Genomic DNA, 12264 nt, shown 5'->3' with positions numbered 1-12264 from the left:
TCCGGGCAGCTGCCTGGATACCCGGCGGCAACGGCCGTCCCTAGCGTCGTGACCATGAAAGCCATCGAGGTCAACGGCCTCCGCAAGGCCTACCGCGATCACGTCGCGGTGGCCGACGTCAGCTTCTCCGTGGCCGAAGGGGAGATCTTCGGCATCCTGGGCCCCAACGGGGCTGGCAAGACGACCACCGTCGAATGCGTCGCCGGGCTGCGCGTCCCGGACGGCGGCACGATCAAGGTCTGCGGGCTCGACCCGCGCCGCGACCGGGACCGGCTGCGCCGTACCCTCGGCGTTCAGCTCCAGAGCGCGGAGCTGCCGGAGAAGATCAAGGTGTGGGAGGCGCTGGAGCTGTTCGCGTCCTTCTACGACTCCCCGGCCGACACGGCTGAACTCATCGAACGCATGGGCCTGGCCGCCAAACGGGACACCGCCTACGCCAAGCTCTCCGGCGGGCAGCGGCAGCGCCTGTCGATCGCGCTCGCGCTCGTGGGCCGCCCCCGCGTGGCGATCCTGGACGAGCTCACCACCGGGCTGGACCCGCAGGCCCGGCGGGACGCCTGGGAGCTGATCGAGCAGGTCCGGGCGTCCGGCGTGACGATCGTGCTGGTCACGCACTTCATGGAGGAGGCGGAACGGCTGTGCGACCGGCTCGCCCTCATCGACGCGGGCCGGGTGGTGGCCATGGACACGCCGTCCGGGCTCGTCGGCATGGTGAGCGACGAGCAGCGGCTGCGCTTCCGCCCCTCGGCCCCGTTCGACGACGCGCTGCTGCTCGCCCTGCCCGAGGTGTCCGACGTCCGGCGCAGCGGCGAGCAGGTCGTGGTGAGCGGCACCGGCAACCTGCCCTCCGCCGTCACCCTCGCCCTGGCCTCGGCCGGGGTCGTGCCCACCGACCTGCGGATCGAGCAGGCCACCCTCGACGACGCGTTCCTCGCGCTCACCGGAAGGAAGCTCACGTGACCAAGATCCTGGCCATCGAGACGAAGCTGCACCTGCGCGACGGCTGGTCGCTGCTGTTCAGCCTCGGCCTGCCGCTCATGCTGCTGCTGGTCATCGGCAACATCCCCGACCTGTCCAAGCCGGACCCCAACCTGGGCGGCCAGCGGTTCGTCGACACGCAGCTGCCGGCCACCATGCTCCTGCTCGGCCTGGCCACGCTGGCGTTCAACGTCCTGCCCGGCGTGCTGGCCACCTACCGCAAGCAGGGCGTGCTGCGCCGCATGTCGACCACGCCGGTGAGCCCGGCGTCGATGCTGGCGGTCCAGCTGATCATCAACCTCGTCGTGGGGATCGTGCTGGCCGCCGTGCTGATCGCCGCCGCCCGCCTGGCGCTGGGGTCCTCGGTTCCCGCGCACCTCGCCTTCGTGCCGGTCTTCGTCCTGGGTACGGCGGCGCTCATGGCCATCGGCCTGGTGATCGCGGCGGTGGCGCCCAGCGGCAAGGCGGCGCCGCTCATCGGCACGGTCGTGATGTTCCCGATGCTGTTCGTGGCGGGGATGTGGATACCGCGGGAGGTCATGCCCCCGGTGCTGCGGACCATCAGCGACTACTCGGTCGCCGGGCCGTTCGTGCAGGCGCTGCGCGACACCTGGGCCGGCCATGCGCCCCAGCTGCCGCACCTGGCCGTGGTGACCGCCGGGCTGGTGGTGTTCGGCGCGCTCGCCGTACGCCTCTTCCGGTGGGAATGACCCGTTAGAGTGCAATGATGGCGATCATCGCGCACATCAGCGACATCCACATCGGCGGGTCGGAGCAGAGCGTCGAGCGGGCGCGGCGGGTCATGGAGCGCCTGCGCCCGCTGCCAGGTCCCCTCGACGCGATCATCGTCACCGGCGACATCGCCGACCACTCCGAGCCGGAGGAGTACGAGATCGCCCGCGACCTGCTGCGGGCGGACGTCCCGGTGGCCGTGTGCCCGGGCAACCACGACTACCACCCCGAGATCTTCCAGAAGGTCCTCGGACCCCTGAACCAGGCCCTCCACCTGGACGGCGTGACGATCGCCCTGGCCGACTCCTCCATCCCGGGGCGCAACGAGGGCTTCCTGGCCGACGCGACCGTCGCGTGGCTGGACGAGGTGCTCTCGCGGCGGCCGGACGTCCCCGCCCTCGTCGGCATGCACCACCCGCCCATCAAGCTCGGCTTCCCGCTGGTCGACTCGATCATGCTCCAGGAGACCGGCCGCCTGGCCGCCGTGCTCGAACGGCATCGCAACGTCGCCGGTGTCCTGGTCGGGCACGCGCACACCCCGGCCACGGGCACGTTCGCCGGACGCCCCGTCGTCGTCGCCCCCGGCGTCGTCTCCACCGGGCTCACCGCCGCCGAGACCGCCTCCGGCATGCCCCTCGACTACGGCCTGCCGCCCGCCTACGCGCTGCACTACTTCGACGAGGGACGGCTGGTCACACACTTCCGTCCGGTTCTGTGACACTGAACCCATGGCCCAGGTTCCGTGGAACACCAAAGAGCTCACCGTCGGCCAGCTCGCCCAGCGCAGCGGCGTGGCGGTCTCCACCCTCCACTTCTACGAGTCCAAGGGGCTGATCAGCAGCAGGCGTACGGCGGGCAACCAGCGCCGCTACTCGCGCGACACCCTCCGCCGCGTCGCCTTCGTACGGCTGGCGCAACGCCTCGGCATCCCGCTCAAGACCATCAAGGAGGCCCTAAGCACTCTGCCGGACGGGCGCACCCCCACGCGCGAGGACTGGGCCAAGCTGTCGGCCAGGTGGCGCGCCGAGCTGGACGACCGCATCGAGCAACTGCAGCGGTTGCGGGACGACCTGACCGACTGCATCGGCTGCGGCTGCCTGTCGCTGGACCGCTGCGCCCTGGCCAACGCCTACGACCGGCTCGGCGAGCAGGGGCCGGGAGCGCGCCGCATCGACACCCGCTACGCGCCGCCCCGCTGCTGCTGACCGGACACGGGCCCGCCGCTGCCCTCCGCAGCGCCACAAACGAGCACGTCAGACCGGACGTTCACCCAGGAGCGGGGTCCGTTCACGCCGGCGCCGGCCCATCCACGTTGAACGTGGACTCGCCGACACCCGCTCGAAAGACGATGACATCGGCCGGCTTCGCGGAAGGGTTGCTCTCCCGATGCACGGCGCCCTTCGGCACATAGACGAAATCCCCCGGCCCCGCCTCCACGGTGTTCGAGCCGTCCGGACCGAAGTCCATCTTGAGTGCGCCGGTGAGGACGTAGATCACCGTCTCGTAATCGCCGTGATGATGCCAGCCAGACATCATGCCGGCCTCGGTACGCACGAACCCTGACCACATTCGGTCGGTGGCGAAAGCCTGCTGCCGATCCATCCCCGGTGTCACAGGCCCGGGCGTCCGCTCGGCCGGAGTCACCAGGAGGACCGGGTCTTGTGGCCGTCCCATGGCCACCTCCTTGACGGCTGGACCATACCTCACAGAATGACACCGGCCAGGTGGACGGCTCCAGGGAAGGGATGTCTGACCCGTCAGTGCTGCGCCATGTCCACGAAACGGGAGTAGTGCCCCTGGAAGGCGACCGTGACGGTCGCGGTCGGCCCGTTACGATGCTTGGCCACGATCAGATCGGCCTCGCCCGCCCTGGGCGACTCCCGCTCGTAGGCGTCCTCCCGGTGCAGCAGGATGACGACGTCGGCGTCCTGCTCAATGCTGTTGTGGACGGCGATGCCGTTGGCCACGAAGTTGTGGGTGCCCAGCACGGTCGCGTCGAACACCGGCTGCTCCCCCAGCAACTCGATCGAGGCCAGTTCGTCCCAGAAGACGTCGTTGGTCGCCAGCAGATCGAGGTCCGAGGCCTCCAGCACCTGAGCCACCCGGCCGACCCGTTCGCGGCTGGGCGCCCTCTTCCACAGCGCGGATCCGCAGTATTGCGTCTGCATCGCCGCGGCGAACTCACGCTGGCTCATCCCACGCTCGGCGAGCACCTCTCGCACGCGATCCCACACCTGCTTGGGCACCGTGTCGAGATTCGTGTTGCCCGTGATCCCGCGCAGGTGAGCAGCGCATGCTTCGGCCGCCTTGCCGCGCTCGCCGTACACGCCGATCTCGTCGAGGAACCGCAACTGGTTCTCGGCACCGTAGATGTACAGGTGGTAGCACGGACGGTGATTTCCTTTGCGGATCTCCCTGATCCTCGTCATCACGTTGAACCGGAGGAGCAGCCGGGCCACGTCGTCCACCAGCCGTCGGCTGGTGGATGAGTAGTAGATCCGGGCCTGCCCGACCTTGTCGTCCCACCACACGCATCCGTCGGTGGCCCACAGGTGGCGCAGGAACAGCGCCGCCTGGGTCTTGGGCAACGAGAACACCCCGGCCGGGACGAACTTCTCGTGGCTTCGCCGCCCGAACAGGCCGAGACCGTCGAGCCATTCGGCGATCGGATTCCGCCGGCCGTGCGTGAGGCGGAAGGGCGCCGGCAGCCTGAGCGAGGTGCAACGAGCGGCTTCATGGTCGTCACGGACGGCGGTGATGCCGAACCGTCTGGCCGCTGCCTGGCCGACGGCCTGGAGGTTGGCCTCGTCCGTGCTCGCGTAGCGGATGGGCTGGCGCCGCACCATGGACCCGTCACCGATCATGTGCGCGAGGAGCAGCACCTCGTCGTCGTCCCACGGCACGATGGTCAGCGGAGGCGGGACATGGCGCGGCACGGCCACGCGCGTGCCCGGCGTGAGGTCCGCGACCGCCCGCCAGCCGTCGTAGGTCAGGAACGGGTGGTTGCCCGTGGCTTCCACCTCGCGGCCGGAGCGCAGGCGGACGCGGTAGACGGGCTTGACTCCACTGGGGAAGACGTGGGTCATGGTCCTCGGCACGAGCTTCAGCCTGTCGTCAAGGGACCACACCGGAACGTCCCTGGCGCCCGACTCCAGAAGCTCGCCCAGGGTGACCTCAGCTCCCGTGTCGGCACGGAGGATCCGCGTCCCGGCGGTCAGGCAACCCGATTCACGTAGGTCGCTCACTTGTGGGCGTTTGTCCGTGCGTTGTTCCGGACCGCGGTTGAGCTGCGAGATCGCCACGACCGGCACCTCCAGCTCCTTGGCCAGCAGCTTGATCGCACGCGAGATCTCCGACACCTCGTTCTGCCGGCTCTCGACCTTCTTCGGCGAGCTCATCAGCTGGAGGTAGTCGATGATGACGAAGCGCAGGTCGTGGCGCTGCTTCAGGCGGCGGCACTTGGCGCGGATCTCCATCATCGACATGTTGGGCGAGTCGTCGATGAACAGCGGTGCCTCGGCCACCTCGCTCATCCGGCGCGCCAGGCGGGTCCAGTCGTCGTCGCTCATCATGCCCGAGCGCATGGCGTGGAGGGCGACGCGGGCCTCGGCGGACAGCAGGCGCATGGTGATCTCGTTGCGCGACATCTCCAGCGAGAAGATGACGGTGGTCATCCCGTGCTTGATGGCGGCCGAGCGGGCGAAGTCGAGGCCGAGCGTGCTGTTGTGGGTGGGGATGCGGGTGGGCCCGGCCAGGTAGAGGTGGTCGGGGTTGTCGACCTCCACGCACCGGACGGGGACCGTCGCGACCGGGCGGACGGCCAGGATCTCCCGCTCCTCCAGGCCGAGGGCGGGGACCGCGGGCACCGCCGGCCGGACCCGGGTGAGTACGGCGGACAGGGTGCGCGCGATCTCCTCCGTCGTCAGCACGCCGGCGTCGGTTTGCCACTGGTGCGACCCGTCGGCCACGATCACGGCGCCGTCGTCGAACTCGACCTCGTAGCACGGCCTGCCGGTCATCACCTCGGTGGCCGCGACCACGCGCGTCGGCTTGCCGTCGCCGTCGAGCAGCTCGTCGCCGACTCGCACCTCACCCATGGTGGTCCAGCCGTCCGGGGTGGGCAGCGGCGTGTCGAGGGCCAGGGCCTTGCCGATGGCCGGACGCGCGGCGACGACGATCATCTGGCCGGGGTGCAGCCCGTTGGTGAGCTGGTCGAGGTCCTGGAAGCCGGTCGGGACGCCGACCATCTGGCCGCCGCGGTTGCCGATGGCCTCCAGCTCGTCGAGGGCGTGGGGCATGATCTCCGACAGCGGCGCGTAGTCCTCCGACGTGCGCCGCTCGGTGACCTTGTAGATCTCCGCCTGGGCGCGGTCGACCAGGTCGTCGACCTCTTCGCCGTTGCCGCCGTAGCCGTAGGAGACGATGCGGGTGCCGGCCTCGATGAGGCGGCGCAGCACGGCCTGCTCGCGGACGATCTTGGCGTAGTAGCCGGCGTTGGCGGCGGTGGGGACGACCGCGGTGAGCGTGTGGAGGTAGGCCGCGCCGCCCACCCTGGCCATCTCGCCGCGTTTTTGCAGCTCGTCAAATACGGTGACGGCGTCGGCGGGCTCGCCTCTGCCGTACAGGTCGGTGATGACCTCGTAGATGATCTGGTGGGCCGGCCGGTAGAAGTCGTCGGCTCGGATGAGCTCGACCACGTCGGCGATGGCGTCTTTGGACAGCAGCATGCCGCCGAGGACCGACTGCTCAGCCTCGATGTTGTGCGGAGGGGTGCGCTCGAAAGCGGGACCCGTCGGTTCGTCGTCGACCAGGCCGAGACTCATTTCGAACCCCCTTTCGAATCGAAGACTAGCCCACCGGTCTGACAGTTTTGCGAAGGGGCAGCTCGACGGCAACGTGAGCTGTGGACAACGCTGTGCAGGAGTTGGGGACGGGCTGTGGAACACTCCGGGCTTCCCTGTGGATACCGCCTGGGGATAAGTCATCTCGTCACTTCGAAAACGGCCGCTGGCCTGTGCAATCGCTGTCCACCGCCTGTGGAGGGAAGAAAGTTGGAGCGACACGCCTAGTAAGCTGCATACTAAGCCCATGCCCATTACAGCCCAGGACCGGGAAATCCTCCGGCTCGCCCTGCCGGCCTTCGGCGCCCTGGTCGCCGAGCCGCTGTTCCTGGTGGCCGACTACGCCATCGTCGGCCACGGCCTGGGCACCACGGCCGTCGGGGCGCTCGGCGTCGCGGGCGCCGTCCTGGCCACCATGGTCAACCTGTGCGTCTTCCTGGCGTACGGCACGACCGCGGCAGTGGCCCGGCAGACCGGCGCCGGCAACCACGCCCAGGCCATCCGCAGCGGCGTGGACGGGCTGTGGCTGGCCCTGGGCATCGGCCTGGCGCTCATCGCCGCTGGCTGGCCGCTCGCGCCCCAGATCGTGGAGCTGTTCGGCGCGGCCCCCGACCAGGCCGAGATGGCCGTCACCTACCTGCGCGTCAGCCTGCTGGGCACCCCCGGCATGCTGGTCGTGCTGGCGGGCACCGGCGTGCTGCGCGGCCTGCAGGACACCGTGACGCCGCTGGTCGTGGCGATCGGGTCCTTCGCGCTCAACGCCGCCCTGAACGCCTGGTTCGTCCTCGGCCTGCACTGGGGCATCGCGGGCTCCGCCTGGGGTACCGTCATCGCGCAGACCCTGGGCGCGGCCGTCTACCTCGTCGTGGTCCTGCGCCGGGCCCCGAGCCTGCTGCCCGATCTGGACGGGCTCAAGGCGGCCGGCACGGCGGGCTTCGCGCTGTTCATCCGCACCGTGTGCCTGCGCGTCGTGCTGGTGGTGGCCACGGTGGTCGCGACCAGGATGGGCCGCCCGGAGCTGGCCGCCTTCGCGATCGCCTCGCAGCTTTGGACGCTGCTCGCCTTCGCCCTGGACGCCATCGCCATCGCCGGGCAGGCCATCACCGGCCGCGCGCTGGGCGCCGGCGACGTGGCGGCCGCCAAGGCGGCGACCAGGCGCATGGTGGAGTGGGGCGTCTGGTCAGGCGTCGTCCTGGCCCTCGCCGTCATCGCCGCCCGGCCGCTGCTTCCCGGCCTGTTCGGCGCCGACCCCGAGGTCACCCGCGAGCTGCTGGCCGTCCTGTGGCCGGTGGCGCTCTTCCAGCCGATCTGCGGCGTCGTGTTCGTGCTCGACGGGGTGCTGATCGGCGCGGGCGACCAGCGGTACCTGGCCTGGGCGGGGGTGTGGAACACGCTGGCGTACCTGCCCGCCGCCCTGCTGGCCGCCACCCTGGGCACCCTCGTGGCCCTGTGGTGCGCGCTGGGCGTGTGGATGCTCGCGCGCCTGGTCGCCCTGGGCACCAGGGCGTACGGCGGTGCCTGGCTCGTCACGGGGGCATAGAACGGGGGTGTGACCTCTCACGGAGAACGCCTGGTTACAGGGGCGTGACCGTCCCGTGCTTGCCGGGTCCGGGAGTGGTGAGGCACTGTCCTTGAGCGAGGTGTGCCGTGACCACGATTCTGCGACGTCTGCCTCCCAGCGAGGCAACGGGCCTGCGCACCGGTGCCCGGCACCGGCTCGCGGAAGTGTACCGTCCTGCCGATCTCGTGGTGCTCGGACTCGGCGTGATGATCGGCGCGGGCATCTTCAGCATCGCGGGCCGCCAGGCGGCCACCACGGCCGGGCCCGGCGTGATCCTCTCGTTCATGATCGCCGGGATCGCTTGCCTGCTGGCCTGCCTGTGCTACGCCGAGCTGTCGTCCACGATCCCGGCCTCCGGCAGCGCCTACACCTTCACCTACGTCATCTTCGGCGAGGTCTGGGCGTGGATCATCGGCTGGGCGCTGCTGCTGGAGATGCTGCTGGCCGCCGCCGTCGTCGCCAGGGCCTGGGCCATCTACGCCGTGCAGACGCTCACCGACCTCGGCGTGGCCGTGCCGTACCCGGAGACCTCCCAGACCGTCCTGGCCGTCCTGATCCTGGCCGTGCTGACCGGGGTCGTCGCGCTGGGCGCGCGCATCGGCATCCGCACCCTGTGGGTCATGGTGGTCGGCAAGCTCCTGGCCATCGGGGCGGTCATCGTCGTCGGGTTCCTCCACTTCGACCCGGCCAACCTCGGCGACTTCGTCGTCGACCCGCGCCCGTCCACCACGCCGCCGGACACGGTGATCGACGTGGTGCTCGGCCAGAGCGCCGACTTCGGCTGGATCGGCGTGTTCGCCGCGGCGCCCGCCATCGCCTTCGCCTACCTCGGCTTCGACATCGTGGCCACGGCGGCGGAGGAGACCGCCAACGCCCCCACGGCCGTGCCGAAGGGGATGATCCGCAGCCTGGTCCTCGCCACGGTCATCTACATCGCCGTCGCCCTCGTCATGGTCGGCATGGTGCCGTATACCGCCATCGAGGCCCAGGCGCCACTGGCCAGCGGCTTCGCGAAGGTGGGCGTGAGCTGGATGGTCCACGTGATCAACCTGGGGGCGGTGCTCGGCCTGACCACCGTGATCCTCGTGCTCGTGGTGGGGCAGACCCGGGTGATCTTCTCCATGGGCCGCGACGGCCTGCTCCCCCGCGGCCTGGCCAGGATCAGCCGCCGCTACCACACCCCCACGCGGACCACGCTCATCCTCGGCCTGGTCACCATCCTGCTGGCGGTGTTCGCCCCGGTCCTGTCGCTGGAGGAGCTGGTGGTCATGGGGACGCTGTACGCGTTCATGTTCGTCGCGGCCGGCGTCATCGTCATGCGCCGCACGATGCCGGACCTGCCGCGCGGCTTCACCGTGCCGCTCTCGCCGTGGCTGCCCGCCTGCTCGCTGCTGGCCACCCTGTGGCTGATGGTCAACCTCAAGGTGATCACGTGGGCCTCCTTCGGCCTGTGGATGGCCTTCGGCCTGCTCGTCTACCTCGTGTACGGCAGGCGCCACAGCCTCCTCGCGCCCGGGCGGGCGGCCAGGGCGCCCGGCCGGGGCCGCCACCGGCGCTAGGAGAAGCGGCCGGACTCCAGCACGCTGCGCAGGAACTCCCGCGTGCGGGGATGCTCGGGCGAGGTGAAGATCTGCTCGGGCGGCCCCTTCTCCACCAGCACACCGCCGTCCAGGAAGCACACGGTGTCGGCGATCTCCCGGCAGAAGCCCATCTCGTGGGTGGCCATCACCATCGTCATCCCCGCGGCCTTCAGCTCCTTGACGACGGCCAGCACCTCGACCACCAGCTCGGGGTCGAGCGCCGAGGTGATCTCGTCCAGCAGGAGCAGCGTGGGCTGCGTGGCCATGGCCCGGATGATCGCCACCCGCTGCTGCTGGCCGCCCGACAACTGGTCGGGGTAGGCGTCGGCCTTGGCCGCCAGGCCGAACCTGGCCAGCAGCTCGCGCGCCCGCGCCTCCGCCTGCGCCCGGGGCACGCGGTGCACCCGGCGGGGGGCGAGCGTGATGTTGTCCAGCACCGTCATGTGGGGGAACAGGTTGAACGCCTGGAAGACGATGCCCAGCCGTTTGCGGACGTCGTCCGCGTTGATCCGGGGGTCGGTGATCTCCCGGCCCTCCAGGAAGATCGCGCCGTCGTCGATCTCCTCCAGCAGGTTGACGCAGCGCAGCAGCGTGGACTTGCCGGACCCCGAGGCGCCGATCAGGCACACCACCTCGTGCGGGCGCACCTCCAGGTCGATGCCGCGCAGTACCTCGTGCCCGCGGAAGCTCTTGCGCAGGCCCTCGATGGTCAGGACGGTCATGCTCCCCGCCGCCTCTGCGATCGTGCGGCCAGGTAGTCGGTGAGCCTGGCCATCGGGATGGTGAGCAGGATGAACAGCAGCGCGGCCACCAGGTACGGCGTGTAGTTGAACGTGTTGGAGGCGTGGATCTCCGCCTGGCGCAACGCCTCGACCGCGCCGACGGTGGCCACCAGGGCGGTGTCCTTCTGCAGCGAGACGAAGTCGTTGAGCAGCGGCGGGACGACCCTGCGCACGGCCTGCGGCAGCACCACGAAACGCATGGTCTTGCCGTGCGTCAGCCCCAGGCTCCTGGCCGCGGCCACCTGGCTGGGATGGATCGACTCGATGCCCGAGCGGAACACCTCGGCCACATAGGCGCCGTACGACAGCGTCAGCGCGATGACGCCCAGCGTGGCCTCGTCCTGCGGGATCCCCTGCAGCCGCAGCGCGGGCAGGCCGAAGCCGACGAGGTAGACGAGCAGGATCGTCGGGATGCCGCGGAAGACGTCGGTGTAGGCGATCGCGAGGCAGCGCAGCGGGAAGAACACCGGCGACCGCAGGCCGCGCACCAGCGCGACCAGCAGGCCGAGCAGCAGGATCAGCGGCTCGGCCACGAGGAAGATCTTGATGTTGAGCAGGAAGCCGTCGAGCACGTCGGGCAGGGCGTCGACGAAGTGGCTCGGGCTGAAGAACGTCTCGCGAACCCGCGGCCAGCCGGGCGCGTTGGCCGCGACCGTGACCACCAGCACCAGGAAGACGATCGTGGACGCGGTGGCGACCGACACCGAAAGGCGGGCGCGCCCGCGGCGCACCCGCTCCCGCTCGAGCTGCCGCTCGCTCTTGACCCAGGTCACTTCAGCTCAGGAGCGCCCGCCGCGGCGCTCAGCCACTGCTGCTCGATCTTGGCCAGCTCACCCTTCGCCTTCAGCGTGTCGATCGCCTTGTCGACGCAGGGCTTGAGCGGGCTGCCCTTCTCCATCACCAGGCCGAACTCCTCCGGCGCGCCGCCCGTCGCGCTGAACTGGCCGACGATCGCCGAGTCCTCGACCTGGGCCGCGGTGACGTAGAACGCCGTCGGCAGGTCGACGACGATGGCGTCCACCTGCGTGTTCTTCAGGGCGTTCACCGCGTCGATCTGCTTGCTGTAGACGTTGACCTTGGTGGTGGGCTTGATGACGTCGTTGACGGCGTCGTACGACGTGGTGCCGACCTGGACGCCGATCTTGGCGTCCTTCAGCTCGGCCAGCGACTTGGCCTGGGCGAACTTGGTGTCCTTCAGCGCGACGACGGCCTGCTTGACCGTGTAGTAGCCCTTGCTGAAGTCCACCGCCTGGGCGCGCTGGGGGGTGATGGAGACCTGGTTGATGTCGAAGTCGAACTTCTTGGGGCCGGGCGCGAAGGCGGTGTCGAACTTCACGGTCGTCCACTGCACCTCCGAACGGTCGAAGCCGAGCTCGCCCGCCACGGCGAACGCGACCGCGCTCTCGAAGCCCTGGCCGTTGGAGGGGTCGTCGTCCTTGAACCACGGCTCGTAGGCGGGCTTGTCGGTGCCGATCGTCAACTTGCCGGGGGTGATGAGCTTGAGCTGGTCCTTGGTGCAGGCCGTCGCCTGGGCGGGGGAGGCCGTGGAGGTGCCCGTCGCCGTGGTGGCGTTGTCCACGGGGGCGCAGGCTGCGGCCGCGAACGCCAGGACACCGGTTGCGAGCAGCAGCAGGGAACGGGGCATGGGTGGCCTCCAGAGGTGCAGATGTGGAACCTGGGGAATTCTACGCCGGGTTTGTCGGGATTCCGCCGTCGGGCCTGCTCACCGCAAAGGGTGACTCACCATCGGCCACCTCCCCGTCGTAGACGGTGGAGGGGCGGTCGGCGGC

General features: G+C 70.0%; 11 protein-coding genes. 6 read left to right on the top strand and 5 right to left on the bottom strand.

The features are described 5' to 3' along the window. The first annotated feature begins 54 nt into the window (after positions 1-54). From BSB02_RS00495 to soxR, 4 genes are read left to right on the top strand one after another with little or no spacing between them, the layout of a single operon-like run. Positions 55-960, top strand: a complete 906-nt coding sequence (locus tag BSB02_RS00495; protein WP_084955422.1) for an ABC transporter ATP-binding protein — start codon at positions 55-57, stop codon at positions 958-960. Next, positions 957-1688, top strand: coding sequence for an ABC transporter permease (locus BSB02_RS00490; RefSeq protein ID WP_084955420.1), 732 nt, complete (start codon positions 957-959; stop codon positions 1686-1688). Before BSB02_RS00495 ends, BSB02_RS00490 begins: the two co-directional genes overlap by 4 nt. Positions 1689-1705: 17 nt before the next feature. Then, positions 1706-2428, top strand: a complete 723-nt coding sequence (locus BSB02_RS00485; RefSeq protein WP_084956188.1) for a metallophosphoesterase — start codon at positions 1706-1708, stop codon at positions 2426-2428. Positions 2429-2438: 10 nt separating this feature from the next. Next, positions 2439-2915 carry a redox-sensitive transcriptional activator SoxR gene (soxR, locus tag BSB02_RS00480; protein ID WP_084955418.1) on the top strand — a complete coding sequence of 159 codons (477 nt, stop codon included), beginning with the start codon at positions 2439-2441 and terminating at the stop codon, positions 2913-2915. 82 nt (positions 2916-2997) lie between these two features. On the opposite strand, the gene BSB02_RS00475 is transcribed toward soxR, so the two are convergent. Together BSB02_RS00475 and BSB02_RS00470 are read right to left on the bottom strand one after the other, a co-directional pair. Beyond that, complete coding sequence (locus tag BSB02_RS00475) at positions 2998-3384, bottom strand: cupin domain-containing protein (RefSeq protein ID WP_084955416.1); 387 nt, start codon at positions 3382-3384, stop codon at positions 2998-3000. A gap of 83 nt (positions 3385-3467) precedes the next feature. Next, positions 3468-6533, bottom strand: a complete 3066-nt coding sequence (locus BSB02_RS00470) for a replicative DNA helicase (RefSeq protein WP_084955414.1) — start codon at positions 6531-6533, stop codon at positions 3468-3470. Positions 6534-6798: 265 nt separating this feature from the next. On the opposite strand from BSB02_RS00470, the gene BSB02_RS00465 reads away from it, so the two are divergent. Together BSB02_RS00465 and BSB02_RS00460 are read left to right on the top strand one after the other, a co-directional pair. Beyond that, positions 6799-8091 carry an MATE family efflux transporter gene (locus BSB02_RS00465; RefSeq protein WP_084955412.1) on the top strand — a complete coding sequence of 431 codons (1293 nt, stop codon included), beginning with the start codon at positions 6799-6801 and terminating at the stop codon, positions 8089-8091. A 206-nt stretch (positions 8092-8297) separates the two neighbouring features. Next, positions 8298-9671 carry an APC family permease gene (locus BSB02_RS00460; RefSeq protein ID WP_240506077.1) on the top strand — a complete coding sequence of 458 codons (1374 nt, stop codon included), beginning with the start codon at positions 8298-8300 and terminating at the stop codon, positions 9669-9671. Here BSB02_RS00460 and BSB02_RS00455 read toward each other — a convergent pair. From BSB02_RS00455 to BSB02_RS00445, 3 genes are read right to left on the bottom strand one after another with little or no spacing between them, the layout of a single operon-like run. Continuing rightward, entirely contained in the window at positions 9668-10414 is a 747-nt protein-coding gene (locus BSB02_RS00455; RefSeq protein ID WP_084955410.1) for an amino acid ABC transporter ATP-binding protein, read from the bottom strand. The genes BSB02_RS00460 and BSB02_RS00455 overlap by 4 nt on opposite strands. Beyond that, positions 10411-11247: an amino acid ABC transporter permease gene (locus tag BSB02_RS00450; RefSeq protein ID WP_084955408.1), complete on the bottom strand. Its 837-nt coding sequence runs from the start codon at positions 11245-11247 to the stop codon at positions 10411-10413. Before BSB02_RS00450 ends, BSB02_RS00455 begins: the two co-directional genes overlap by 4 nt. Then, entirely contained in the window at positions 11244-12119 is an 876-nt protein-coding gene (locus tag BSB02_RS00445; RefSeq protein WP_084955406.1) for an ABC transporter substrate-binding protein, read from the bottom strand. The genes BSB02_RS00450 and BSB02_RS00445 overlap by 4 nt, the downstream gene beginning before the upstream one ends. Between the last annotated feature and the right edge of the window lie 145 nt (positions 12120-12264).

The sequence above is a fragment of the Thermoactinospora rubra genome (assembly GCF_002093975.1).
Lineage (GTDB): Bacteria > Actinomycetota > Actinomycetes > Streptosporangiales > Streptosporangiaceae > Nonomuraea > Nonomuraea rubra_A.
This window is presented reverse-complemented; position numbering and strand designations above follow the sequence as displayed.

Excerpts from the sequence above, each read along its gene's own strand:
- BSB02_RS00495 (WP_084955422.1), top strand. The coding sequence starts at position 55 with ATGAAAGCCATCGAGGTCAACGGCCTCCGCAAGGCCTACCGCGATCAC.
- BSB02_RS00470 (WP_084955414.1), bottom strand. The coding sequence starts at position 6,533 with ATGAGTCTCGGCCTGGTCGACGACGAACCGACGGGTCCCGCTTTCGAG.
- BSB02_RS00445 (WP_084955406.1), bottom strand. The coding sequence starts at position 12,119 with ATGCCCCGTTCCCTGCTGCTGCTCGCAACCGGTGTCCTGGCGTTCGCG.
- soxR (WP_084955418.1), top strand. The coding sequence starts at position 2,439 with ATGGCCCAGGTTCCGTGGAACACCAAAGAGCTCACCGTCGGCCAGCTC.
- BSB02_RS00475 (WP_084955416.1), bottom strand. The coding sequence starts at position 3,384 with ATGGGACGGCCACAAGACCCGGTCCTCCTGGTGACTCCGGCCGAGCGG.
- BSB02_RS00465 (WP_084955412.1), top strand. The coding sequence starts at position 6,799 with ATGCCCATTACAGCCCAGGACCGGGAAATCCTCCGGCTCGCCCTGCCG.
- BSB02_RS00455 (WP_084955410.1), bottom strand. The coding sequence starts at position 10,414 with ATGACCGTCCTGACCATCGAGGGCCTGCGCAAGAGCTTCCGCGGGCAC.
- BSB02_RS00485 (WP_084956188.1), top strand. The coding sequence starts at position 1,706 with ATGGCGATCATCGCGCACATCAGCGACATCCACATCGGCGGGTCGGAG.